At 71.6% G+C, this 24,271-nt stretch carries 24 protein-coding genes and 1 tRNA gene; 14 read left to right on the top strand and 11 right to left on the bottom strand.

Annotated features, from left to right (window positions below):
- The first annotated feature begins 2 nt into the window (after window positions 1–2).
- Window positions 3–1,022, top strand: a complete 1,020-nt coding sequence (locus tag ABZT93_RS09005; protein ID WP_356101066.1) for a Gfo/Idh/MocA family oxidoreductase — start codon at window positions 3–5, stop codon at window positions 1,020–1,022.
- Between the two features lie 132 nt (window positions 1,023–1,154).
- On the top strand, window positions 1,155–2,126 hold the full coding sequence (locus ABZT93_RS09000; RefSeq protein WP_356101064.1) for a hypothetical protein: 972 nt from the start codon (window positions 1,155–1,157) through the stop codon (window positions 2,124–2,126).
- A gap of 34 nt (window positions 2,127–2,160) precedes the next feature.
- On the opposite strand, the gene ABZT93_RS08995 is transcribed toward ABZT93_RS09000, so the two are convergent.
- From ABZT93_RS08995 to ABZT93_RS08980, 4 genes are all read right to left on the bottom strand, one after another.
- Window positions 2,161–3,450 carry an FAD-dependent oxidoreductase gene (locus ABZT93_RS08995; RefSeq protein WP_356101062.1) on the bottom strand — a complete coding sequence of 430 codons (1,290 nt, stop codon included), beginning with the start codon at window positions 3,448–3,450 and terminating at the stop codon, window positions 2,161–2,163.
- Between the two features lie 140 nt (window positions 3,451–3,590).
- Window positions 3,591–4,595, bottom strand: a complete 1,005-nt coding sequence (locus ABZT93_RS08990; RefSeq protein WP_356101060.1) for a Gfo/Idh/MocA family oxidoreductase — start codon at window positions 4,593–4,595, stop codon at window positions 3,591–3,593.
- Window positions 4,596–4,666: 71 nt separating this feature from the next.
- A complete protein-coding gene (locus ABZT93_RS08985) occupies window positions 4,667–5,443 on the bottom strand; it encodes an SDR family oxidoreductase (RefSeq protein WP_356101058.1) in 777 nt (258 codons plus the stop codon).
- A 37-nt stretch (window positions 5,444–5,480) separates the two neighbouring features.
- Window positions 5,481–6,647: a phytanoyl-CoA dioxygenase family protein gene (locus ABZT93_RS08980; protein ID WP_356101056.1), complete on the bottom strand. Its 1,167-nt coding sequence runs from the start codon at window positions 6,645–6,647 to the stop codon at window positions 5,481–5,483.
- Between the two features lie 107 nt (window positions 6,648–6,754).
- Between ABZT93_RS08980 and ABZT93_RS08975 the strand changes: the two genes are divergently transcribed.
- The gene (locus ABZT93_RS08975) at window positions 6,755–7,774 is read left to right on the top strand and encodes a LacI family DNA-binding transcriptional regulator (protein WP_356101054.1); all 1,020 of its coding nucleotides are present in this window, start codon (window positions 6,755–6,757) and stop codon (window positions 7,772–7,774) included.
- A gap of 69 nt (window positions 7,775–7,843) precedes the next feature.
- Here ABZT93_RS08975 and ABZT93_RS08970 read toward each other — a convergent pair whose 3' ends face one another.
- Genes ABZT93_RS08970 through ABZT93_RS08955 form a run of 4 tightly spaced genes read right to left on the bottom strand, consistent with a single transcriptional unit; the run spans window position 7,844 to window position 9,970 of the window.
- Window positions 7,844–8,479: a Gfo/Idh/MocA family oxidoreductase gene (locus ABZT93_RS08970; RefSeq protein ID WP_356101052.1), complete on the bottom strand. Its 636-nt coding sequence runs from the start codon at window positions 8,477–8,479 to the stop codon at window positions 7,844–7,846.
- On the bottom strand, window positions 8,431–8,625 hold the full coding sequence (locus ABZT93_RS08965) for a Gfo/Idh/MocA family oxidoreductase (protein ID WP_356101050.1): 195 nt from the start codon (window positions 8,623–8,625) through the stop codon (window positions 8,431–8,433). Before ABZT93_RS08965 ends, ABZT93_RS08970 begins: the two co-directional genes overlap by 49 nt.
- 14 nt (window positions 8,626–8,639) lie before the next feature.
- Entirely contained in the window at window positions 8,640–8,819 is a 180-nt protein-coding gene (locus ABZT93_RS08960) for a hypothetical protein (RefSeq protein ID WP_356101048.1), read from the bottom strand.
- Entirely contained in the window at window positions 8,816–9,970 is a 1,155-nt protein-coding gene (locus ABZT93_RS08955) for a Gfo/Idh/MocA family oxidoreductase (RefSeq protein ID WP_356101046.1), read from the bottom strand. The genes ABZT93_RS08960 and ABZT93_RS08955 overlap by 4 nt, the downstream gene beginning before the upstream one ends.
- A 113-nt stretch (window positions 9,971–10,083) precedes the next feature.
- On the opposite strand from ABZT93_RS08955, the gene ABZT93_RS08950 reads away from it, so the two are divergent.
- The gene (locus tag ABZT93_RS08950; protein WP_356101044.1) at window positions 10,084–11,112 is read left to right on the top strand and encodes a LacI family DNA-binding transcriptional regulator; all 1,029 of its coding nucleotides are present in this window, start codon (window positions 10,084–10,086) and stop codon (window positions 11,110–11,112) included.
- Here ABZT93_RS08950 and ABZT93_RS08945 read toward each other — a convergent pair.
- A complete protein-coding gene (locus ABZT93_RS08945; protein WP_356101042.1) occupies window positions 11,102–11,446 on the bottom strand; it encodes a cupin domain-containing protein in 345 nt (114 codons plus the stop codon). The two genes, ABZT93_RS08950 and ABZT93_RS08945, sit on opposite strands and share 11 nt — an antisense overlap.
- Before the next feature lie 123 nt (window positions 11,447–11,569).
- Between ABZT93_RS08945 and ABZT93_RS08940 the strand changes: the two genes are divergently transcribed.
- On the top strand, window positions 11,570–12,082 hold the full coding sequence (locus ABZT93_RS08940) for a hypothetical protein (protein WP_356101473.1): 513 nt from the start codon (window positions 11,570–11,572) through the stop codon (window positions 12,080–12,082).
- 175 nt (window positions 12,083–12,257) lie between these two features.
- On the opposite strand, the gene ABZT93_RS08935 is transcribed toward ABZT93_RS08940, so the two are convergent.
- Both ABZT93_RS08935 and ABZT93_RS08930 read right to left on the bottom strand, forming a co-directional pair.
- Complete coding sequence (locus ABZT93_RS08935; protein WP_356101040.1) at window positions 12,258–13,736, bottom strand: MFS transporter; 1,479 nt, start codon at window positions 13,734–13,736, stop codon at window positions 12,258–12,260.
- A gap of 74 nt (window positions 13,737–13,810) precedes the next feature.
- On the bottom strand, window positions 13,811–14,839 hold the full coding sequence (locus ABZT93_RS08930; RefSeq protein ID WP_356101038.1) for a zinc-binding dehydrogenase: 1,029 nt from the start codon (window positions 14,837–14,839) through the stop codon (window positions 13,811–13,813).
- 738 nt (window positions 14,840–15,577) lie between these two features.
- Here ABZT93_RS08930 and ABZT93_RS08925 point away from each other — a divergent pair.
- The 9 genes from ABZT93_RS08925 (at window position 15,578) to ABZT93_RS08885 (ending at window position 24,101) form a co-directional block, all read left to right on the top strand.
- Entirely contained in the window at window positions 15,578–16,228 is a 651-nt protein-coding gene (locus ABZT93_RS08925) for a GntR family transcriptional regulator (RefSeq protein WP_356101037.1), read from the top strand.
- Window positions 16,229–16,276: 48 nt separating this feature from the next.
- A complete protein-coding gene (locus ABZT93_RS08920; RefSeq protein WP_356101035.1) occupies window positions 16,277–17,026 on the top strand; it encodes a PIG-L deacetylase family protein in 750 nt (249 codons plus the stop codon).
- Window positions 17,023–17,727: a 4-carboxy-4-hydroxy-2-oxoadipate aldolase/oxaloacetate decarboxylase gene (locus ABZT93_RS08915; protein WP_356101033.1), complete on the top strand. Its 705-nt coding sequence runs from the start codon at window positions 17,023–17,025 to the stop codon at window positions 17,725–17,727. The genes ABZT93_RS08920 and ABZT93_RS08915 overlap by 4 nt, the downstream gene beginning before the upstream one ends.
- A gap of 26 nt (window positions 17,728–17,753) precedes the next feature.
- Window positions 17,754–18,815 (top strand): 4-oxalomesaconate tautomerase, encoded by a 1,062-nt coding sequence (locus ABZT93_RS08910; RefSeq protein WP_356101470.1) that lies wholly within the window; start codon window positions 17,754–17,756, stop codon window positions 18,813–18,815.
- The gene (locus tag ABZT93_RS08905; RefSeq protein WP_356101031.1) at window positions 18,815–19,765 is read left to right on the top strand and encodes a catechol 2,3-dioxygenase; all 951 of its coding nucleotides are present in this window, start codon (window positions 18,815–18,817) and stop codon (window positions 19,763–19,765) included. Before ABZT93_RS08910 ends, ABZT93_RS08905 begins: the two co-directional genes overlap by 1 nt.
- Window positions 19,766–19,968: 203 nt before the next feature.
- A tRNA-Pro gene (locus ABZT93_RS08900) sits at window positions 19,969–20,042 on the top strand.
- Window positions 20,043–20,363: 321 nt separating this feature from the next.
- Window positions 20,364–23,048 carry a LuxR C-terminal-related transcriptional regulator gene (locus ABZT93_RS08895; RefSeq protein WP_356101029.1) on the top strand — a complete coding sequence of 895 codons (2,685 nt, stop codon included), beginning with the start codon at window positions 20,364–20,366 and terminating at the stop codon, window positions 23,046–23,048.
- Window positions 23,049–23,257: 209 nt separating this feature from the next.
- Window positions 23,258–23,776, top strand: coding sequence for a hypothetical protein (locus tag ABZT93_RS08890; RefSeq protein WP_356101027.1), 519 nt, complete (start codon window positions 23,258–23,260; stop codon window positions 23,774–23,776).
- 127 nt (window positions 23,777–23,903) lie between these two features.
- Window positions 23,904–24,101 (top strand): hypothetical protein, encoded by a 198-nt coding sequence (locus ABZT93_RS08885; protein ID WP_356101025.1) that lies wholly within the window; start codon window positions 23,904–23,906, stop codon window positions 24,099–24,101.
- Window positions 24,102–24,271 lie beyond the last annotated feature (170 nt).

Here is a 24,271-nt window from a genome sequence, read left to right as displayed (position 1 = left end):
CCATGCCCCAGCGAGCCACCCTGGGCGTCGCCGTCATCGGCACCGGCAAGATGGGCGCCGACCACGTCCGCCGTATCCACGAGGTCGTCAGCGGGGCCCGGGTGAGCGCCGTCGTGGACCTCGACGCGGAACGCGCCAAGCAGATCGCCGCCCGTGTCGACGGCTGCACCGCCTACACCGACCCGGCCTCCGCGATGGCCGCGGCCGATGTCGACGCCGTGCTGATCGCCTCACCGGGCCCCGCCCACGAGGCGGCACTGCTCCAGGCCTTCGAGCACGACCTGCCGGTGCTGTGCGAGAAACCGCTCACCCCCGACGCGGCCTCCGCCCTGCGGGTCGTGGAAGCCGAGCGGAGACTGGGCCACCGGCGTGTCCAGGTGGGCTTCATGCGACGCTACGACGCCGAGTACATGAAGCTGAAGTCCCTGCTGGGCACAGGCCAGTTGGGGCGGCCGCTCATGCTGCACAACCGGCACCGCAACGCCGCGAGCCCGCCCTTCTTCACCAGCTCCATGCTGATCAGCGACTCCGTGGCCCATGAGGCCGACGTGACCCGCTGGCTTCTCGGACACGAGATCACAGGGGTCACGGTGCTGCGCCCGGCCCCGTCCGCGAACGCTCCCGACGACCTCCAGGACCCCCAGTTCGTCGTCTTCGAGACCGACGGCGGTGCCCTCTGCGACGTGGAGATCTTCGTCAACTGCGGCTTCGGCTACCAGGTCCAGGCCGAGGCGGTCTGCGAACGCGGCACCGCCCGCATCGGAGACGGCCACGCCATGGTCACCAACATGGCCGGACGTTGGGGCGGCACCATCGCCCAGGACTTCGTCGAACGCTTCGCCGACGCCTACGACCGCGAGGTCCAGGCATGGGTCGACGCCACCCGCCGCGGCGAGGTCACCGGCCCCAGTGTGTGGGACGGCTACGCGGCCGCCGCGGTGTGCGAGGCGGGCGTACGGTCGCTGAAGGAGGGGGGCCGGGTACCGGTGGAACTCGTGGAGCGACCTGCCCTGTACGGCTGACTCCGTGCTGTGCGGGGGGAGTTCGGCGAAGTTCCCCCGAGCTCGCTACCTGCTCGGTGAATCGCGGCGTCGGCGTGCCGCCCTGTGCGACCATGGCGCGGCTGTCCTCGGCGGGGCGGCGAGGGGGTGCGCATGGGACTCGTACGGATACTGCTGCCGGTGCCGCGTGCGGCGGCCAGGCTGTCGCCGGAGAAGGGCGGACCCCTGCTCGGGGCGGCCCTGCTGCACTGCGTCATGCCCAGCTGGGTCCTGCTGTGGATACCGTCGGCCGCCCGACGGCTCGCCTGGGCCGAAGAGGCGGTCGCCGTGTACGGCTCGCTGCCCGGCCGGACCGACGGGCTCAGCCGGGCCCAGGCGCTGCGGGCCTACGCCCTCCTGCTCGACCACCGCGCGGAGGAGGCGTTCGCTGCCGCGGACGCGGCCCTGGCCCTGCCGGACGCCCGACTGTCGCCGCCGCTGACCGCGTTCGTCATCCATCAGCGGGCGGGGGCCCTCGTGGAGGCCGGCCGGGTCGAGGAGGCCGTGGAGGCGGCCCGGGAGTCCGTGGAGCTGTACCGCGCCCACCCCGCCCCCGGGCGCCGGGAGCGGCTGTTCGGCACCCTGCCCGGCGCGTTGCGGCTGTACGGGCTGGTGCTCGCCGCGGCCGGTCGCCGGCAGGAGTCCGTGGCCGTGTACGAGGAGTGCGCCGCGCTCCTCGCCACCCTGTCGTTCCGGCAGTCGGTGCGAGTGGGGCTGGTGCGGCCCCGGGTCCTTGCCGAACTCGTCGGCGGACTGCGGGCGTCGGGGCGCTACGAGGACGCGCTCGGCGTGGGCCCCGAGGCCAGGGAGGCCGCGCGGGGCGCGATCTCCTGGTCCGTGCCCGCGATCATGCTGCCGCTGCGGGTTCGGCTCCTGGTCGACCTCGCCCGCTGTCACAGTGCCGTCGGCGACCCGGCCGAGGCTCACGCCTGTGCCGTGGAAGCGGTGGCCGAGGCACGGAAACCGCACGGCGCGAGCGCGTTGCCGGCGGCGCTGGACTGCCTCGCCGATGTGTTCGCCCAACTGGGTCAGACCGAGAAGGAGTCGAACACCCGACGCGAGCTCGCAGCACTGCGCGGGACGTAGGGGCAGCATTGCACCGGCCGCGAGACCGTCCGCACTACGACCCGGTCGCCGGCTCACCGATCCGCACGGGTGGGAAGTGGCGGCGCGCGAGGTCCTGGGCATGGGCCACGGCGCACTCGACGAGCTCGAACGCGGGCAGCCCGCCGACGTAGTAGGTGCGGTCATGGCCTTGCAGCGCGTCGAGTCGCTCCAGTGCGCCGTCCCGGAGGTCGGCGCTGCCGAAGTGCGGCATGAACGCCCACTCACGCCGGAGATGCACCTCGGCGAGGCGCCCGCCGAGGGCCGTGACGTCCTCCTGGAGCAATGCGGTGACGTCGCCGGGGCGGCCGTAGGAGTAGAAGGTCCGCACCTCGCTGCCCGGGTAGCGGTGGTGGTAGGAGACACAGTGGCCGGCCGTCTCGCGGCTCGCGGTGTGGGCGGCGAGGAAGTAGAAGGCGTCCTCCGGGAGGCCGGACGCGGCGGCGAGGGTGGTGTGGTAGGCGTTGCTGCGGATCCGCGCGGCCAGGTCGCGCTCCTCGTCGGTGGCGTCCAGGACCGGCAGAATCCGGTCCGGTGCGACGGCGAGCACCACGTCGTCCGCCTCGACCGGGCCCGAGTCGGTGTGCAGTCGTACCCCGTCCTCGCGACGCTCCACCGACGTCACGCGCACCCCGCACCGCACGTCCTTCAGCTCCTCCGCGACCCGGCGCCACAACGTGGCGAACCCGCCCACGACCGTGAAGTCGCCCGGATGGCCGAGGAGTTCGGGCCCGGGGTCCAACAGCCCGGTCATCTCCGCGTACTTGACGAAGTACAGCGCCGGTATGTCGTCGTCGAGATGGCCGTACCCGGCCGCCGTGTACCCGGTGCCGAAGGACTCGGCCATGGACCGCAGTCCGTGCACGGCGAGCCAGTCGGCGACGGGAGCGGCGAGCGCCCGCGCTGAGTGGGCGAGCCCGGGTTCGCCGATGCGGGGGAACTCCCGCTCCCGCAGGGCCCGGTAGCGCTGGATCCCGCCGTCGCGCAGGAACGCCATCGGCTGGCGGACGGCACGTCCCGCGGAATCCAGGACGCGGTAACGGCTGGTGCGCTCCGTCTCCACGTCCAGCTCGGTCAGCAACTGCGCGAGGCGCTCGTATCTGTTGGTGCAGATGTGGCCACCGAGGTCGTAGGCGTGCCCGTCGACGTGCACGCTCTGGCACTTCCCTGCCACCGTGTCCCGCTCCTCCAGAACGGTCACCCGGTGCCCGGCATGTTCCAGTTCCCGGGCGACCGCCAGGCCGCTCGGTCCTGCGCCTACGACGGCCACGGTCCGGGGGCCTGCGGTCTCGCGTAACTCCTGCATGCTCGTGTCTCCTGGGTCGGTCGGACGTGGGAGGCTCTCATGGTCGTACGGAGAGATCACGTGACCGTAAACGGGTGTCGCGGGCGGAGCGTTCAGCCGCCGGTGTCCCGGACGCGGGCGCCCGGGACACCGCGGCGGGTTCAGGCGGAGCGGACCTCGGCGATCGTCACCGGGCGGTGCTCGTGCAGGGAAAGCGTGCACGCCTCGGCGATCCAGCCCGCCTCCAGGGCGTCCGCGATGGTGCACGGCGAGGGCCGGCTGCCGGCCACGACCTCGGTGAACGCGGTGAGTTCGGCGCGGTAGGCCGCGGTGAAGCGGTCCATGAAGAAGTCGTGCGGGGTGCCCGCCGGGAAGGTCACCCCGGGTTCGACCGAGCGCAGCGGGAGCTTGTCCTCCAGGCCGACGGCGATGGAGTCGGTGAAGCCGTGGATCTCCATGCGGACGTCGTAACCCCGGGCGTTGTGGCGGGAGTTGGAGACCACCGCGATCGTGCCGTCGTCCAGGGTGAGGATCGCGCCGGTGGTGTCGGCGTCGCCCGCCTCCTTGATGTAGTCGGCGCCCCGGTTGCCGCCGACGGCGTACACCTCGACGACCTCGTGGCCGGTCACCCAGCGGATGATGTCGAAGTCGTGCACCGAGCAGTCCCGGAAGATGCCCCCGGACGCGGCGATGTACGCGGCCGGCGGCGGGGCCGGGTCCAGGGTGGTCGAGCGCACGGTGTGCAGCTTGCCCAGCTCACCGGCCTGGACGGCCGCGCGGGCGGCGACGAAACCGGCGTCGAAGCGGCGGTTGTAGCCGATCTGGATCGGTACGTCGCTGCCCTCCACCGCCCTGAGGACGTCGACGCCGTCGCTCATGTGCTTGGCGACGGGCTTCTCGCAGAAGACGGGGATCCCCGCCTCGACGCCGGCGAGGATGAGCCCGGGATGGGCGTCGGTCGCCGCGGCGACCACGATGCCGTCCACGCCGGCGGCCAGCAGGGCCTCGGGCGAGTCCACGACCTCGCCGCCGAACCGGTCCGCGGCGGACTTGGCGGCCTCCGCGAAGGGGTCGGTGAGCACGAGTGACTCGACCGCGTCGAGTCCGGAGAGGGTCTCGGCGTGGAAGGCGCCGATGCGGCCGAGGCCGAGGATTCCGATGCGCATGGGGGTGCAGCTCCTTGAGGGCGTTTCTGGTGAGCGGTGTCTCTGCGGGGTTCTCAAGTGGGGAGGGGAGGTCAGTCGAGGCCGCCGAGGACGTTCTGGTCCCAGTCGATCACCGATCCGGTCACCACGCCCGACCGGTCGGACAGCAGCAGGACCACGAAGTCGGCGATCTCGTCGGGCTGGCCGAGCTTGCCCATCGGGAGTTTGGCCGCGGCTTCCTCACGCCAGTCGTCGCCGGCGCCGTGGAAGGTCTTCTGGGTGGCGTCCTCACCCTCGGTCGCCGTCCAGCCGATGTTCAGGCCGTTGATCCGCACCCGGTCCCAGCGGTGCGCGTGCGCGGCGTTGCGGGTGAGGCCGATGAGACCGGCCTTGGCGGCCACGTAGGGCGCGAGGAACGGCTGCCCGCCGTGCGCCGAGGACGTGATGATGTTGACGACCGTGCCGGGTGCCCCCCGGCCGACCATGTCCGCCACCGCCGCCTGCATGGCGAAGAACGGCGCCTTCAGGTTGATCGCGATGTGCTGGTCGAACAGCTCGGGCGTGGTGTCGAGGAGGGTGCCGCGGGAGGTGAGCCCGGCGGAGTTCACCAGGCAGTCGACCCTGCCGTACGCCTCCACGACCCGGGTGACGGAGGCCTTGGCCTGTTCGGCGTCGGCGAGGTCGGCGCGCACGAACAGCGCCTTGCCGCCGGCCGCCTCCAGCTCCGCCACCAGCGCCTCACCGGGCTCCGCCCGGCGCCCGGTGACGGCCACGACCGCCCCTTCACGGACGGCGGCGCGGGCGATGGCGGCACCGACGCCCTGACTGCCGCCGTTGACGAGGACGACCTTGTCGTCGAGTAGTCCCATGAATGTGCCGGTCCCTTTCGAGTAGTGCGAAGCCGGTTCAGCTGGTGCGCCGGTCGGCACCCGCCCGCAGCTCGTCCCTGAGCGTGCGCGGGGTCCAGTCCTCGGCCAGTGCCCGCCGGACGAGGTCCGCCTGGGAGGGCGGGGCGAGTCCGTCGACCGGTGGGTCGCTGTCGAGGTTGGTGGGGAAGGGGTAGCCCTCGGCGCTCGCGGCGATCACGTTGTCCAGCCACTCCGCGTCGGCGCCCTCCGACTTGCGGCGCAGCAGCGCCGGGTAGACGGCGTTCGACACCGCCTCCCGGTCCACGCTCTCCATGGCGCGCCCGAAGGCCGAGGACACCTGGAGCAGGTTGGCCATGCGCCGTACGTCGGTGGTGCGGTTGGTGCCGGCCGCGTGGAACAGCGCCGGGTTGAAGAAGACCGCGTCGCCCTTCGAGAGCGGCAGCTGGACGTGGTGCTCCTTGAAGTACGCCTGGAACTCCGGCCGCCGCCACGCCAGATACCCGGGCTCGAACCGCTGCGAGAACGGCAGGTACAGCGTCGGTCCCGACTCCACGGGCATGTCGCAGTGCGCGATGGCCCCCTGGAGCGTGAGCACGGGGGAGAGGCGGTGGACGTGCGCCGGATAGGCCGCGGCGGCCTCGTCGGAGAGGAACCCGAGGTGGTAGTCGCGGTGCACGGTCTGCGCGAGACCGCCCGGGTTGACCACGTTGACCTGCGAGGTGACCTGGTAACCGGGGCCGAGCCAGGCCTCGGACACCAGGGCGACGATGGGGTTGGCGTAGTAGTCGGCGAACGCCGCCGGGTCGTAGAGGGCGGCCTTCTCCAGCGCGTTCCACACCCGCTCGTTGGCGCCGGGCTTCGCGAAGTGGTCGCCCGCGGTCGTGCCCGCCGCGTACTGCTCCCGGATCAGCGAGTCGAAGACCGCGGTGAACCGGTCCACGACCGCGTGATCGGGAAACGCCCCCTGGAAGACCACGACCCCGGGGCCGTCGGTCAGGGCGCGCACCAGTTCCTCCTGCACCTCCCGGCGGTCCTTGGCGCCGAGGACGCGCTCGGCGTCGTACAGAAGGACGTTCTGCTCCACGGCCGAGGCGTTCGGGTGGTCGGCGAGGTCGGCGGTCCGCTCGACGAGCGCGCGGAACGAGTCGAGGTCGCAGTCCTGCTCGGACAGCCAGGCGCGGCGGTGTACGGCGGTGAAGGACATCGGCGTCCTCTCGGTGACAGGGGCGACTCAGCGCTGTCATTCTTGTCATGACAAAGCCGTCGAACAACCAGCAGGCAGCCATCAAAAACCCCTCAAGGAGCAGTCGCGTGGGCCACCCCTTCCCGATCCGGGAAATCGCACGTCAGGCGGGGCTGAGCGAGGCCACCGTCGACCGGGTCCTGAACGGCAGGGGAGGGGTCAGGGAGAACACCGCCCGCGAGGTCCACCAGGCGATCACCGACCTGGACCGGCAGCGCACCCAGGTCCGGCTCGTCGGCCGCACCTTCATGATCGACATAGTGATGCAGACGCCGGAACGCTTCTCCACGGCCGTGCGCGCCGCCCTGGAGGCCGAGCTGCCCGCGCTGCACCCCGCCGTCCTGCGCTCCCGCTTCCACTTCCGGGAGACCGGGCCGGTGGCGGAACTGACGAAGACCCTCGACCGGATAGCCCGGCGCGGCTCCCAGGGCGTGATCCTGAAGGCACCCGACGTTCCCGAGGTCACGGCGGCCGTCGGCCGGCTCGCGGACGCGGGCATCCCTGTGGTCACCCTGGTCACCGATCTGCCCGCCACGGCCCGCCTCGCCTACGTCGGCATCGACAACCGGGCGGCGGGAGCGACCGCCGCCTACCTCATGGGCCAGTGGCTCGGCGACCGTCCCGGCAACGTTCTCACCAGCCTCAGCAGCGGTTTCTTCCGCAACGAGGAGGAGCGCGAGATGGGGTTCCGCAGCGCCATGCGCGCCCGGCACCCCGAGCGGGCGCTGGTGGAGATCGCCGAGGGACAGGGCCTGGACGCCACGCAGTACGACCTCGTCCGGGCCGCGCTGGAGCGGGATCCGGAGATCCGCGCGGTCTACTCCATCGGAGGCGGCAACATCGCCACACTCAGGGCCTTCGAGGACCTGGGCAGGGAGTGCGCGGTGTTCGTGGCCCATGACCTCGACCACGACAACGACCGGCTGCTGCGGGAACATCGCCTGTCGGCCGTGCTCCACCACGATCTGCGGCAGGACATGCGGGAGGCGTGTCACATCGTGATGCGGGCGCACGGGGCGCTGCCGCCGGCGGGGCCGACGGTGCCTTCGGCGATACAGGTGGTGACGCCGTACAACATGCCGTCGTAGGCCGCCCTTTCGGGGTGCCGATGCGCTGTCCGGGGGCGCGGGGCGCGGCGAGTGTCGTCGCGGCACGCCTCACACGGCCGGGACGGCCACGGGCACGGTCCGGCCCCCGTCCCGCATCGACGCGATCACCGCCTCGGCGACCGCGGAGGCGGTCAGCCCCTCCCGCGCGGAGGGCAGCGGAGAGGGCCGCGCGGCCACCACCGAGTCGATCCACGCCTGCAGCTCCAGCCGGTAGGCGTCGGCGAACCGGGGCCGCCAGTCGGCCGGGTGGGCGGTGGACCGGGTCCGCTCCAGATGGCTCACGACCAGTGCGGGCTCGGCGAGTTGGAGGGTGCCGCGTTCCCCGACGACCTCGCAGCGGACCTCGTAACCGTAACGGGCGTTGAGGAAGGTCTCGACCGTGGTGAGCGTGCCGTCGGCGGTGTGCAGCAGCATCACCTGGGGGTCCCGCAGACCAGGGGCAGAGCCGCCTTCCGGCGCGTGCCAGGACACCGCCGTGACGGGCGAGTCCAGCAGCCACGGCACCACGTCGAACTCGTGGACCGACGACCCGGTGACGCTGAACTCGCTGACCGCGCCCGGCGCCGAGGCCACCCCCCGGTGCACACAGTGCACCACGCGGGGCCGACCGCACCGGCCCTCTCCCAGCGCGGCCTTCAGCGCGACGTACGCCGGGTCGAACCGCCGCATGAACCCCACCGACACGAGCCCACCTCCCGCACCACCTCGGCGCACTCGGCGACCGTCGGCGCCAGCGGCTTCTCGCACAGCACCGGCTTCCCGGCGCGTACGGCGGCCACGGTCAGCTCGGCGTGGGTGGAGTCGTGCGAGGCGACGACCACGGCGTCCACGCGGGAATCGGCGATCAGCGACAGCGCGTCGGGGCTGACGAGCGCCCCCGGAACGCCGGACGCGACCGCCCCCGCCCCGCCCCGTCGAGGTCGGCCACCGCCACGACCCGCGCCGACGACACGAACCCGTGCAGCAGCCGCACATGATCGGCGCCCATCACACCGGCCCCGATCATCCCCACCCGGACCGTCATGCCGACACGTCCACCCACGAACCGCTCGCCGCGGACCGGGACATCGCGTCCAGTACGGCGGCGCTGTGCACGGCGTCGTCCAAGGTGGCCCCGTACGACCGGCCCTCGGCGACCGACCGCAGGAAGCGGTGGGCCTCCACGACCTTCAGGTCGTCGTAGCCCATGGCGTTGGCCGCGCCCGGCTGGAAGGCGCCGAACTCGCCGTCGCCCGGGCCGACGTACACCGTGCTGACCGGCTGGTCCTGGTAGCCGGTGCCGCGGCTGATGCCGAGCTCGCCCATGCGGCGGAAGTCCCAGAACACCGCGCCCTTCGTGCCGTGCACCTCGAACCCGTAGTTGTTCTGCTCGCCGACCGAGACCCGGCAGGCCTCCAGGACACCCCGGGCGCCGGAGGCGAAACGCAGCAGGCAGTTGACGTAGTCCTCGTTCTCGACCGGGCCCAGCTCCCCTGTCGCGAGGGTGTGCCCGGCGGTGGCCCCGGTGGGGCGGGCGCGCTCCGGCACGAAGATCGCGGTGTCGGCCGTGAGGGACACGATGTCGCCGAGGAGGAAACGGGCCAGGTCGGCGCCGTGCGAGGCGAGGTCGCCGAGCACTCCGCTGCCGCCGCGCTCGCGCTCGAAACGCCAGGTGAGCGCCCCCTGCGGGTGGGCCGCGTAGTCGCTGAGGAGCCGGACGCGGACATGGGTGACCGTGCCGATCTCGCCGGCGGCGATCAGCTCGCGGGCGGTCTCCACGGCGGGGGCGTTGCGGTAGTTGAAGCCGACCGCGCTTCGCACACCGGCCCTGGCCGCGGCATCGGCCACCGCCCGGGCGTCCTCGGCGGTCAGACCCACCGGCTTCTCGATCCAGATGTGCTTGCCGGCCTCGGCCATCGCCACGCCGATCTCCCGGTGCAGGAAGTTGGGCGCGGTGATGCTGACGGCCTGCACACGGGGGTCGGCGGCGACCTCGCGCCAGTCGCGGGTCGTCGCGGCGAACCCGAACTGCGCGGCGGCCTCCTCGGCCCGCCCCGGCACGTCCTCGGCGACGGTCACCAGCCGCGGACGCAGGGCGAGCAGTGGGTAGTGGTGCGGGACACGGGCGTACGCCTGGGTGTGCACCCGCCCCATCCAGCCGAATCCGATGACGGCGACACCGAGCGTATCGACCATGGGGAGCCCCTCTTTGGACCGGTCCATTTGCTTTCCAGGTCACCTTGGGTGCCGTATTTGCTCGCTGTCAAGCCTTTGACAAGCCGCACCCCCTCATGGAACGGTCCATTCTCATGAGGCCGCCGACGATCCGTGATGTGGCCGACCGGGCCGGTGTCTCGAAGTCGCTGGTCTCGCTCGTGCTGCGGGGCTCCGACCAGGTGCGCCCGGAGAAGCGGGAGGCCGTCCTGCGGGCCGTGCGCGAGCTCGGCTACCGCCCGAACGCCGCCGCCCGCAGCCTCAGCGAGCAGCGCACCCGCACGGTCGGCGTCCTCCTGAACGACCTGCGCAACCCCTGGTTCGTCGACCTGCTCGACGGCCTCAACTCCCTGCTCCACGACAACGGCCTGCGGATGCTGCTGGCCGACGCCCGCCTCAACCGGCGTACCGGACAGGACCCGGCGGGCCCCTTCCTGGACCTCGGTGTGGACGGCCTGGTCGTGGTCGGCACGCTGCCCGAACCCGCCGCGCTCTCAGCGGTGGCCGAACGCCTCCCGGTGGTCGTGGCCGGGGCGCGCGAACCCGTGCTGCCGGGGGTGGACGTGGTCGCCAACGACGACGAGCGCGGCGCCCGCCTCGTCACCGAGCACCTGATCGGCCTCGGCCACCGCCGCATCGCGCACATCGCGGGGTACGGGGCGGTCGGCGAGCTGCGCCGCGGGAGCTTCGAGGCGGCGATGCGGGCGCACGGTCTCGCACCGGAGGCGGTCGTCGAGCCGAGCGACATGACCGAGGAGGGCGGCTACCGCGCGACGGTCCGGCTGCTGAGCCGTCCCGTCCGGCCGACGGCCCTCTTCGCCGTCAACGACATCGCCGCGATCGGCGCGGTCTCGGCCGCCGAGGAACTGGGCCTGACCGTCCCCCGCGACCTGTCCGTCGTCGGCTACGACAACACGAGCATCGCCCGCCTGCGCCACGTCTGGCTCACCACCGTCGACAACGCCAGCCACGACGTCGGACGCCGCGCCGCACGCTGTCTGCTCGACCGTTTCGAGGGACGCGGGGGAGCGGGCCGTACGGATCTCGCCGCGCCGGCGCTGGAGATCCGGGGGACGACGGCGAGCCCGCCCGACGGCGCTCGAGACGCCCCCGTCAGAGGTTGATCGCGTACGCCTTCCGCAGCGTCTCGTGCACCGTCCACGTCGTACGGTCGCCCTCGCGCAGTACGGCCATGTCGCCGGGCCCCACGTGCAGTGTCGGGCCGCCCTCGACCTCGATGGTCGCCGAACCGCTGACGACGACGAACAGCTCGTCCGCCTCCGTGTCGGTGACGACCCCGGGAGTGATCTGCCAGATGCCCCGGATCTGCCGCCCGTCCCGCGACTCCCAGACCACCTTCCCGGTCACCTCGGGCGTACCGGAGACGATCTGCTCCCGTGCGAGGGGCTCGGACTCGAGCTCGGCGTCGGGAATGTGCAGTACGAAGCTGTGGTCCATGGGCTGACCCTAGCGAGATCGTTCCAGGGCCGTCCGCCGACAGTGTGTGGAGTGTCTGCGCAGGTGGGCGGACATGGTGTCGCGGACTGGCAGCACATCGCGGCCCGGGTGATCGTGGAGGACATGGCGGACACCGAGGCTGCCGCGTCCCGGCCGCAGCAGCACGACACCCGTGAGGCCGTCCTCTTCGGCGGCGTCTACGGCTCCGTCCTGGCCTGCTCCATGGTCGCCGCGCTCACCCAGTACGGGCACACCTCACGCGAAAGCCGCCGCTACGACGCCGCGTGGCTCCTGGTCACCGCCCTCGCCTCCGCCCTCGCGCACGGTTACGCCCACTACATCGCCGAGCGAGCCCCGCGCCGCCGCGGGGACGCCTTGCGCACCCTGGCCGAGGAGTGGCCCCTGATCGCCGCGGTCGTGCCGACGGTCCTCCTCCTGGCCGGGGCGGGTTGGGGCTGGTGGCCCGCGAACGGCGTCGAGTACGCGGCCTTCGCCCTCAACATCACCCTTCTGTTCACGCTGGGCCTGTTCACGGCCCGCTGGTCTCATCGCCCATGGCCGACCGCGGTCGGCATCGGGGTGGTGGACGCGATGCTGGGGGTGGTGGTCGTGGTGGCCAACGCGGTCATCAAGTAGGGGGTGTCGGGCCCTTGCGACTCCCGTCCAATCGGAGTGCGTCCGGGCTGGGGCAGCGGGCAGCATGGTGCCGCCCTCGCGACGCCGAGTGGCCCACGCTCCCTCCCGCGCAGGGCTGATCGGCCGACGCCCCCATGAGGAAGCGGCGGCCGATCGACCCGCTGCGGACCCGGCCCTAGGCCTTGGCGCCGACCTCCGTCGGCTCCGCCGTTCCGTCGGTCGTGGCCTGGAGCGACGTCGGGCGCCGGCGGGGGATGAAGGTCGCGACGGCGAAGGCGAGCAGCGCCGCTCCCGCGCCGATCGCCATGACGACCTTGAAGCCGTTCTCCGAGGGCAACGCGACGCCGCCGAAGTCGGTGGTCATCTGGGCCAGGATCACGCCGGCGAGGGCACTGGCGAAGGAGGTGCCGAGGGACCGCATCAGGGTGTTGAGACTGTTGGCGGCACCCGTCTGGGAGGGGTCCACGGCGCCCATGATCAGGGCGGGCAGGGCGCCGTAGGTGAAGCCGATGCCGGCGCCGATGACGCAGGAGACCAGGATGAGGTGCCAGACCTCGGACATCAGGACGATGTTGAGCCCGTAACCGGCGGCCACGATCAGCGCGCCGACCATCAGTGTGATCTTGGGGCCCTTGGCCTTGGTGAGGGCCGCGGAGACGGCCGACATCACCATCATCACCAGGCCTTGCGGGGCCAGCACCAGACCGACGGTCAGCATGGACTTGCCGAGACCGTAGCCGGTCTGCGAGGGCAGCTGGAGCAGCTGCGGCAGCACCAGGGACATCGCGAACATCGAGAAGCCGAGGGCGACCGAGGCGAGGTTGGTGAACAGCACCTGCGGCTTGGCGGTGGTGCGCAGGTCCACCAGCGGCTGCTCGGCACGCAGCTCCCACCAGCCCCAGGCCAGCAGGATCAGCACCGCGGCGGCACCGAGACCGAGCGTGGTGCCGCTGGTCCAGCCCCAGTCGCCGCCCTTGGAGACGGCCAGCAGCAGCGAGACCAGACCGGCCGACAGCCCCAGCGAACCGACCAGGTCGAACCGGCCCCCGGCGCGGACCTTGGACTCCGGCACGATCAGCAGGACGAGGACGAAGGCGACGGCACCGAGGGTGGCGGAGACCCAGAACAGGATGTGCCAGTTCCAGTTGTCGGCGATGAACGCGGCGGCGGGCAGCCCCAGGGCCCCACCGACACCGAGCGAGGCGCTCATCAGCGCGGTGGACCCGGCGAGCCGGTCGGCGGGCAGCGCGTCCCGCATGATGCTGATGCCGAGCGGTACGACGGCGGCGGCCAGACCCTGCAGGGCACGGCCGATGATCATCGGTACGAGGGAGTCGGCGAGGCCGCAGACCAGCGAACCGGAGACCAGCAGCACGATGCTGAGCAGCAGCATCCGCCGCTTGCCGAACATGTCCCCGAGCCGTCCGACGACCGGCGTGGCCACCGACGCGGCGAGGAGGGTGGCGGTGACCGCCCAGGCGGTGTCGGAGGCCTCCGCGTGCAGGAGCTTGGGCAGCTCGGGCACGATCGGGATGACCAGGGTCTGCATCAGCGAGACGACGATTCCGGCCAGGGCCAGCACCGCCACCACGGCGTTCGGCCTCGGCGGGGCGGACGTCCCCGCTTCGGCAGGTCGGGCAAGGGCGTCTGACATGGCGGGGCCTCCGTCGGGAAGGGCAGGATTGCTTGACTTACTCAAGTGAATAGCAATTGATTGACTTACGCAAGTTATGGGAAGGTCACCACGACCTTCTCCGCGGCCCCGGGAGTCAGCGCGAGCTCAAAGGCGTGGTCGACCTCGGCGAACGGCACCCGGTGGCTGATGAGTTTCGCGAACCGGTCCCGGTGCTCCACCAGCTCCGCCGTGACCTCGAAGATCTCCGTCGGATACCCCTGCGACGCGATGAGCGTGAGCTCGCTGCGCAGCATCCCGCCGAGATCCACCTCGCCCTTCTTCTGTACGGCGACCATGACGAGCTTGGCGTGCCACTTGGCGTTGGCGATCACGGAGTCGAACACCGCCGGTGCCCCCGCGGCGTCGAGGTAGATGTCGGTGCCGGCCCGCGGCTGCCCGAGCGCGTTCACGGCCTCGCCGTGCAGCTCCTTCAGTCGGCCCGTGAGGTCCTCCGTGGCCGAGTTGACGACCGCGTCGGCGCCGACCGCGAGGGCGGTGTCGAGGCGCTCGGGGATGATGTCGACCACCGTCACGTGCTCCACCCCGCGCAGCTTCAGCCAGATCGCGGCACCCAGGCCGATGGGCCCGGCGCCGAACACGACCACCTTGTCCGTGGTTCTGGCCCCGGAGCGGTTGACGGCGTGCCGGGCGACCGCCATGGGTTCGTTGAGGGAGGCGACGTCGAAGGGCATGTCGTCGGGGAAGACGGCGACGCTGGTGCCGACTTCGACGTTCTCGATGAGCAGGTACTCGTCCATGCCGCCGAGTTCGCCGCCGCAGCCGATGATGCCGGTGGGTGCGGCCTGCGGGTTGACGACGACCCGGTTGCCGACCATGAGACCCGCCACCTCGGCGCCCACCTCGACGACCTCACCGGCCGGCTCGTGGCCGAGCGGGATGGCCCGCATCGACCCGTCCGCACCGGCGGGCATGCCGCCCAGGTGGAGGAAGAAGGTGTCCGTGCCGCAGATGCCGCAGGCCCGGACCCGTACGAGGGCGTCCTTGGGGCCGGGAGCGGGCCGCTCGACGTCCACCACGTCGACCTTGTTCTTCGCGGCGAGGACGGACTTCATCGTGGCCATGGGGTGTCTCACTTTCTGGAGGGGATCCGAGGGGTGCGTGGCAGGGCCCGGTGGCGACCGGGGGGAGTGGTCCGCCACCGGGCCCGGCGACCGCGCCGTTCCCCGTCCCCACGGGGGTTGGGCGCGAGGACCCACGTCCGCTCGGCGCGGGCCCTGTCCGTGAAGGCTTGCTTGACTTAGGCAAGCACATGCAAGTTACTTAAGTCAAGCAAGTAACTGATCCGGGAGGCGGTCTCGGGTCGCGCCCACCCGGTGCGCGCCGACTCCGCTTCGGCGGGACTCGGGGAGGGCGGCTGCGAACTGGCCGTCGTACGGCGGTCGCTGGGCGACCGGCGGTTCGAGTCGGCGAGCGTCGGGCTCGAGCGGCGACTGCGCGTGAGGGTCGTGGGAGATCCGTCGACCCGTCGCCGCCCGGTCCGGTCGGCGGGCCTCGCCTGGCGCACATTGCTCGTGGACCGGCGGAAAGGGGTCACGCCCCCGCTGCTGTGGCGCGAGGGGGGTGTCCCGCCGTACAGGAGAGCCGGGATGTGGGCGGCGGGCTCACCGCGATCTCCACGGGCCGGTGTGTCGGCATGACGGTGGAGTCGCCTGCCGACCGGTGTCCGCGGCCCGGCGTCGTCCGTCGGCCGGTGCGGGGCGCCGAGCGGATTGCCGGCCTGCAATACGGCCGACAAAATTGTTGACAATGTTGTCTGGCTAGATTTAGGTTCGACAGGCACTCACTCAGGGAGGGCAACGATGCCGACAGAAGCCCGTCCGAGCACCGGGGAGCAGGCCAAGCAGCATGCGCTCGCGCAGCTGCGGCAGGCGATCCTGCACGGCGAGATGGCACCGGCCCAGCGGCTGGTGGAGAACGAGCTCGCCGAGCAGTTCGGTGTGACACGGGCCAGCATCCGGGCCGCACTCATCGATCTGGAGGCCCTGGGCCTCGTCGAGCGGATCCGCAACCGGGGTTCCCGGGTGCGGGTGGTGACCGTCGAGGAGGCGGTAGCCATCACCGAGTGCCGCATGGTCCTCGAAGGGCTGTGCGCGGCCAAGGCGGCGACCCTGGCCAGTGACGAGCAGCTCGCCGAGCTGACCGAGCTGGGCACGGCGATGACCAAGGCCGTGGCCGACGGTGAGCCGATGACCTACTCCGAGCTCAACCAGGAGCTGCACGCCAAGGTGCGGGAGTTCTCCGGCCAGCAGACCGCCGTGGATCTGCTGGAGCGACTCAACGCCCAACTCGTGCGACACCGCTTCCAGTTGGCGCTCCGGCCCGGACGCCCGCAGCGCTCCCTGCACGAGCATCTGGCGATGATCGAGGCGATCGGGGCCAGGGACCCCCAGGCGGCCGAGCGGACCGTCCGTGCCCACCTCGCCAGCGTGATCGAGGCGCTGCGCGACTGAGCCGCACGAGGCGGGCGCGCACCTGTCCACTCCGAGGAGATGTCCGTGATGACGCAGTCAGGCGCGCCCGCCGCTCCACGTTCGACACTGGTGATCACCGCGCATGCCGGGGACTTCGTGTGGCGGGCGGGCGGAGCCATCGCCCTGGCCGCCTCCCGGGGCGAGAAGGTCACCATCGCCTGTCTGACGTTCGGTGAGCGCGGGGAGTCCGCGAAGGCCTGGCGCGAGGGCAGGAAGCTCGACGAGATCAAGGCGATACGCCGGGGTGAGGCCGAGCGGGCCGCCGCCACCCTCGGCGCCGAGGTCCGTTTCTTCGACGCCGGCGACTACCCGCTGGTCGCCACCGCGGAGTTGACCGACCAGCTCGTAGAGGTCTATCGGGCCACGCAGCCCGATGTCGTGCTCACCCACCCGGTCGAGGACCCGTACAACGGCGACCACCCGGCCGCCAACCGTATGGCGCTGGAGGCCCGGATCCTCGCACAGGCCATCGGCTATCCGGGCGAGGGCGAGATCATCGGCGCCCCGCCGGTCTTCTACTTCGAGCCCCACCAGCCCGAGATGAGCGGCTTCAGGCCCGAGGTGCTCCTCGACATCACCGAGGTCTGGGAGACCAAGCGCAAGGCCATGGAGTGCCTCGGCGCCCAGCAGCACCTGTGGGACTACTACACCGACCTCGCCGTGCGCCGGGGCGTCCAGCTCAAGCGCAACGCGGGCCCGAACCTGGGGCTGGCCCACAAGACCATGGCCGAGGCGTACATGCGCCCCTACCCGCAGATCGCGAAGGAGCTGGCATGAGCGGCGTGATCGTCACCGACCCGCCGAAGGCGGACCTCAAGGACGTCGACGCGCTCGCGCGCTACGGCGTGGCCACCGTCAGCGAGGCAATGGGTCGAACGGGCCTGCTGGGCCCGGCGATTCGCCCCGTCCAGCAGGGCGTACGGGTCGCGGGCACGGCCGTCACCGTGATCGGCTGGCCCGGCGACAACCTCATGATCCACGCGGCCGTCGAGCAGTGCGGCGAGGGCGACATCCTGGTCGTCACCACCACCTCCCCGTGCACGGACGGCCTGTTCGGCGAGCTGTTCGCGACCGCTCTGCAGCGGCGCGGGGTGCGCGGGGTCGTCACCGGCACCGGCATCCGTGACACCCAGGAGCTGCGCGACATGGGCTTCGCCGCCTGGTCCCGCGCGGTCTCCTCGCAGGGCACCGTCAAGGCCACCGGCGGCTCGGTCAACGTGCCGATCGCCATCGACGGCCAGGTGATCCGCCCGGGCGACGTGATCCTCGCAGACGACGACGGCGTCGTGGTCGTCCCGCGCGAGCGGGCGGCTGAGACAGTGGAGAAGGCGGAGGCCCGCGAGGCCAAGGAGGCCGCCACCCGCGCCGCCTTCATCGACGGCCAACTCGGCCTGGACCGCTACGGGTTGCGCGAGACACTGCGGAACCTCGGTGTCCAGTACAGGTCCTACGAGGAGTACACAGGGGAGGGGTCGTGACCCCGCTGCCCGAGGAGGTGCCCTGCATGCTGATGCGGGGCGGCACCTCCAAGGGCGCCTACTTCCTCGCCGACGACCTACCCGCCGAACCCGCCCTGCGCGACGGCCTGTTGCTGCGCATCATGGGCAGCCCGGACGAGCGGCAGATCGACGGACTGGGTGGCGCGCACCCCCTCACCAGCAAGGTCGCCGTGATCTCACCGTCCGCCGACCCAGAGGCCGATGTCGACTACCTCTTCCTCCAAGTCGCGCTCGGCCGCCCGGAGGTGAGTGACCGTCAGAACTGCGGAAACATCCTCGCCGGTGTCGGCCCGTTCGCCGTGGAGCGCGGACTCGTCCCGGCGGGGGAGCGACGGACCTCCGTCAGGATCCGCATGGTCAACTCCGGCGACCGTGCCACGGCGACCTTCCCGACCCCGGGCGGCCGCGTCGACTACACCGGGGACGCGGAGATCTCGGGCGTGCCGGGCACGGCCGCGCCCGTGGTGATCGAGTTCCCGCCGGGCGCCGGGGAGTTGCTCCCCACCGGCAACGCCGTCGACGTCATCGACGGCGTCGAGGTGACCTGCGTGAACAACGGCATGCCGACTGTCCTCATCCCGGCGACCTCCCTCAAGGTGACCGGCTACGAGCTGCCCCGGGACCTGGAGGAGGACGTGGCCCTGGCCGACCGCCTGCGCACCATCCGGTTGGCGGCGGGCCGGCTGATGGGCCTCGGTGACGTGTCCGACGCCCCCGTGCCCAAGCTCACGCTGCTCGCCCCACCGTGCGACGGCGGCGCGGTCACCACTCGCACCTTCATCCCGGTGCGCTGCCACACCTCCATCGGCGTCCTCGGCGCCGCGAGTGTGGCCGCGGGCCTGCGGATCAACGGGGGTGTGGGCGCCGGGCTCGCCGTGATCGACCCCGGAAGCGACCGCGTCCGGATAGAACACCCCACGGGATTCCTGGACATCGAGAGCAGCGTGGTCGCCACCCCCGACGGTTCGCCCTCCGTCCGCCGCACCGCCGTGGTCCGCACGGCCCGCAAGATCTTCGACGGCACCGTCTTCCCCCGGGCCACCGACCGACCCACAGGAGGTCGCTGATGACTCCGCCGCTCGGCGACATCGCCCACATCGGCCACACCCAGCTCTTCACGCCGGACCTGGACGCCAGTGTCGCCTTCTTCACCGACTTCCTCGGCCTGACGGTCAACGGCCAGGACGGCGACACGGTCTGGTTGCGGACCTACGACGACTACGAGCACCACAGCCTGGTCCTCACCGCACGCGAACAGCCCGGCCTCGGCCGGCTCGCCCTGCGCACCTCCAGCGAGGAGGCACTTCACCGCCGGATCAAGGCAGTTGAGGAGGCCGGCGGCACCGGCACCTGGGTCGAGGACGAACCCGGTCTCGGCAAGCTCTACGTCACCACCGACCCGGACGGCCACGAGCACGCCCTCTACTGGGAGAGCGAGCACTACCGGGCCCCCGACGAGTTGCGGCCCGCGCTGAAGAACCAGCCGCAGGCCAAGCCCAACAGGGGAGTCGGCGTACGGCGGTTGGACCACATCAACTTCCTCGCCGCCGACGTGCTCGCGAACGCCGAGTTCCAGCAGAACGTGCTCGGCGCCCGGCCCACCGAGCAGATCCGGCTGGACAGCGGGAAGATCGCGGCGCGCTGGCTGACGTACACGAACAAGTCGTACGACGTCGTCTACACCTCGGACTGGACCGGCAGTGCGGGACGGCTGCACCACATCGCCTTCGCGACCGACACCCGCGAGGACGTCCTGCGCGCGGCCGATCTCGCCATCGACACGGGCGTGTTCATCGAGACCGGCCCGCACAAGCACGCCATCCAGCAGACGTTCTTCCTCTACGTCTACGAACCCGGCGGCAACCGTATCGAGCTGTGCAACCCGCTCACCCGACTGGTGCTCGCGCCCGACTGGCCGCTCGTGACCTGGACCGAGGAGGAGCGGAAGAAGGGGCAGGCCTGGGGTCTGAAGACCATCGAGTCGTTCCATACACACGGGACGCCGCCGGTGGCCTGAGCTGCGCTTTCCCAGCTGATCCCAAGATGCCGACGAGATTGTTGACACTTGAACGGCCGCCCGCGCGGCGGATCGTCGCGGGGACCACGGATGTCCGCGAGACCGTCGCCACCCGGGGCCGACGTCCAGCCAGTCGGTCCGGCCGTGGGCGTGAGGTAGGGTTTACCTGCGCGATCACACGGAACACCCGTGGAAATCGCGGCCGGGACGTGGCGCAGCTTGGTAGCGCACTTGACTGGGGGTCAAGGGGTCGCAGGTTCAAATCCTGTCGTCCCGACAGTACGAAGGGCCTCGCGGGCAACAGCTCGCGAGGCCCTTTTTCGCCGTCGTACGGCGGAATCTCCCCGCCTTCCTCGGCCGCCTGTGCCTGGACCAGCCCGACGAGGGGATCCGGGAGACGCGGGGCGGCTCGGGCGGGCCCGGTACGCCTTCGACGAGATGCTGACGTACGCGAGTGCGCGGAAAGGGGGCCCATCGGCCCCCCGCAGGGCGATCCGGTCTCTCTGGAGGGACAGGTTTGCCCTCTGCGTCAGGTGAATGTTCGGGAAGCATGTAAAGCTGAGTTAAGGGGGGAGCGCTGCCCATGACCTGACGAGACATGGTGGTGAGTGCCGTGGTCACAGGCGACAGGCACACCGCGGTCACGGCCGGAGGCCGTGTCGATCCGCTCGGGGATCCGTTCTTGCGTACGCGATTCGCGGTGCCGTCGCGGCCCGCCACCTTCCTGCCCCGCCGACGCCTGACCCAGCACCTGGACGAGGGACTCCGGACACCGCTGACCATGGTCAACGGCTCGGCCGGCGCGGGAAAGACCCTGTTGGTCGCCGACTGGACCGCGAGCCTCGACCGGCCCGTCGCCTGGCTCACCGTCGAGGCGGAGGAACAGCGCCCGGGCACGTTCTGGGCGTACTTCCTCCAGGCTCTCAGCATCTCCGGCACCCCGCTGTTGGACCGGGTCCACTGCCCGGTCGACCCGAGCCGGGTGAGCCACAAGGTGCTCTCCGAGATCGCCGAGGACCTGGTCGGTCGCGACCCCGCCCCGGTCGTCGTGCTCGACGAGTTCGACCGGGTGAGCGCGTCCGAGGTGGCGGAGCAGCTGGAGTTCGTGCTGCAGCACGCCGGTTCCGGGCTGCGTCTGGTCCTCGTCACCCGCAACGAACCGATGTTCTCCCTGCACCGGTACCGAGCGGCCGGGACTCTGACGGAGATCCGTGACGCCGAGCTCGCCCTTGACCCCGAGGAGGCCGCGGCGCTGCTGGAACTGCACGGTCTCAGCCTGCCCGCCGACGCGGTCCGCGCCCTCGTGGAGCGCACCCGCGGCTGGGCCGCCGGTCTGCGGCTGTGCGCCCTGGCCGCGCAGGAGAGCCCGGACCCGGAGACGTACCTCAAGGAGTTCGAGGCCGACCACAGCACGGTCGCCGACTTCCTGCTGGCGGAGGTCCTCCGACGCCAGCCCCCTGAGACGCAGGACCTGCTGTTGCGCGTCAGCGTCCTGGACCGCTTCTGTCCCGACCTGGTGAACGGGCTGACCCACCGGACCGACGCCGGCCTCATCCTGGCCGACCTGCACCGGGACAACGCCTTCGTCGAACAGCTGGGACAGGGGTGGTACCGCCTGCACCCGCTGTTCGGGGAGATACTCCAGACCCATCTGCGGGTACGCCACCCCGGCCTCGAACCCGATCTGCACCGAGCGGCGGCCCAGTGGATGCGGCGCCGGGGCGCCCTCCCGGAGGCACTCGCCCACGGAGCCGCCGCCGCCGACTGGGACTTCACCGCCGCCGCTGTCGTCGACGACCTCGCGATCGGAGAGTTCTTCACCGGTCTGCGCTCCGACGACCTGAACGAGCTGTTCTCCCGGATGGGGCCCGAGGCCAAGGGCCCGGCGACCGAGCTCGTCCGGGCGGCTCGCGACCTCGCCCACAACGACCTCGACCACGGTGTGGCCCACCTGCACCACGCCGAGGCATGGCTGTCGGTCGACGAGGAGGATCCGGCGGCCGCCCACCTGAGCTGGGCCTTCCTGGAGGCGTTGGCCGCCAGGCTGACCGGCTCTCCCGCACGGGCCGAACAGGCCGCAGAGACCGCCGACGAGGTACGGCAGGAGGTCCCCTCGCACCTCCTGGACAAACACCCCGAACTTTCCGCCCTCCTGCTGACCCATCTGGGCTCCACGCGCCTGTGGGCCGGACGCTACGAGGACGCGCGCGCCGCTCTGTCCGAGGCGGCCGACTGTCCCGGCGGCATCCTGACGGTCCTGCCCCGAGAGGAGTCGATGGGCCACCTGGCACTGATCGACTACCTGAACGGCTGGCCCGGCAGAGCCGAGGACCAGGCCCTCGCGGCGATGACGGAGACCGAGCGGTTCAACCTTCCGCAGCCCTCCGGTTCCGGCATCGAACGGCTGGTGCTGGCCGCCGTGGCGGTCGACCGCCACGAACTGGGCCGGGCCCAGGCCCTCCTCGACGAGGCCGAGGAGCTCGACCTCGACACCCAGGACCCGGTGAAGGCCGCCGGGCGGGCGATCGCCACGGCCCGGCTCCACCTGGCACGGGGCAACGCGCGAGCGGCCATGGAGTCGGCGACCCCGGCCCTGTCCACCGCCGTGGCCTCACCGTGGGCGGACAGCCTGGAATGCCTGGTCACCTCCACCGTCCATCTGGCCGAAGGACGGTCCGAGACAGCCGCCGAAGTGGTCCGGCACCTGCCGGGCGACCAGCCGGCGTGGGCGGTGGAAGCCGCGCGCATCCAGCTCGCGGCGGGCAGACCGGGTGACGCGATCGACCTCCTCGACAGCATGCCCGCCGACAATCGGCCCGGACCCGCGGTGACCGTGCGGGCGGCGCTGGTGAGAGCTCAGGCCGCTCAGCTGGCGGGTGACCCCGAGACAGCCCGCAGGTTCGTCGCGCAGGCCCTCCTCCTCGCCCGGCGCGAACGACTGCGCCGCCCCTTCCTCGACGCCGGGCGCTGGATCAGGCCGCTTCTGGCCGCTGCACCCCTGCGATCGCTGGCCTCCGGATGGCTGATGCCCGGCCCCGCACCCGGCGACGGACCGGAGGCGACCGCCCCGCGCCCCGCACCGATCGTCGTGGAGGAACTGAGCGAGCGCGAACGCGACGTCCTGCAACGGCTGGCGCAGATGATGTCGACGCAGGAGATCGCCGTCGACCTGTACCTCTCGGTGAACACCGTGAAGACCCACCTCAAGAGCCTGTACCGGAAGCTGGCGGTGAACCGCCGCAGCGAGGCGGTGCACCGCGCACGGGACCTGCGGCTCCTGTGAGCACACGCCAGGTCCCCCACGGCGGGTGAGGCACCGGACGCCCCTGCAGCGCTCCCATGGGAGCAGCGGCCGCCGCCAGCGCCGCTGCGCGAACCGACCTGGCGAGGTGGTCCCCACGAGGCGGCCGCAAGAGCCGTACCGGGGCCTGGGGGAGACGGCGGCGTCGGCCCCGTCGGCCGGACCGACCCGCTGACCCACAGGGAGCACCGATGTCCACGACCGACCACACGACGGTTGGTGGGACCGGCAGCGAGTGCCGGTCCCGCGCCGACTACACCGGCGGCGTCTACGGATCCATGCTCGCGGCCTCCGTGGTGATCGGCGCCGGCACCCTGGGCTCGTTCCCACGCCTGGAGCTGGTGGCGCTGTTGCTGCTCACCGGTGTGGCGTTCTGGATCGCCCATGTGCACGCCCAGCTGTTCGGCGCGCGCCTGGCACAGGAACCGCTCGACCGCCGGGTCGTCTTCCACGCCTGTCGGGAGGAGTGGCCGATCGTCAAGGCCGCCGTACCGCCGGCTGTGGCGGTGGCCGTCAGCCCGCTGCTGGGCCTGGACGTGCAGGGTGCCCTGTGGCTGGCGTTGTCCGTCGCGGTGGCCGGGCAGGTGGTGTGGTCCGTGGCCGCGGCCCGTAGTGCCCACGCCACCTGGCGGCTGGTCGCCGCCACCGCCTCGGTCAACCTTCTGCTCGGTCTGCTGATCATCTCCTTCAAGGTGTTCCTGAAGCACTGACCCAGATCGCCGGAGCCGCCGGACGGCGGATCACCTTCGCCGGGTGAGGCCACCGGGCACTCTCCGAGCGGACCATCGCAGGACAGGGCACAGACCGCCTTCCCGGCAGCCCTCGGGAGTACAGCCCATGCGCTATGAGATCCGAGTCGACGGACACATGTCGGACATACTGGCCGAAGCCTTTCCCGAACTGGAACGCGTGGTCATGTCCGGGCAGACCGTCCTGTTCGGCTCCGTCATCGACGAGGCGCAGTTGTTCGGCCTGCTCGCCCGCTGCCAGTCGCTGGGCCTGCACGTGGTGGAGATGCGGCGGTTGCCCGACTGAGTGTGCGGGCGTTGTCCGCCCGAGGCCACGGACGGAGGGGCGACTTGGGGATCCCGCCGTAGCGGATGGGCGCCAACTCCGGTACTCGCGTGGCCGACTGACGTCCTACCGCCCCGACCGGGTCGAATCGCGCCCCTGGCCCGCCTTGAAGTGGCCGCGACTCGAAGTGG

Origin of the sequence: Streptomyces sp. NPDC005303 (genome assembly GCF_040607335.1) — a bacterium.
GTDB lineage: Bacteria > Actinomycetota > Actinomycetes > Streptomycetales > Streptomycetaceae > Streptomyces.
This window is presented reverse-complemented; position numbering and strand designations above follow the sequence as displayed.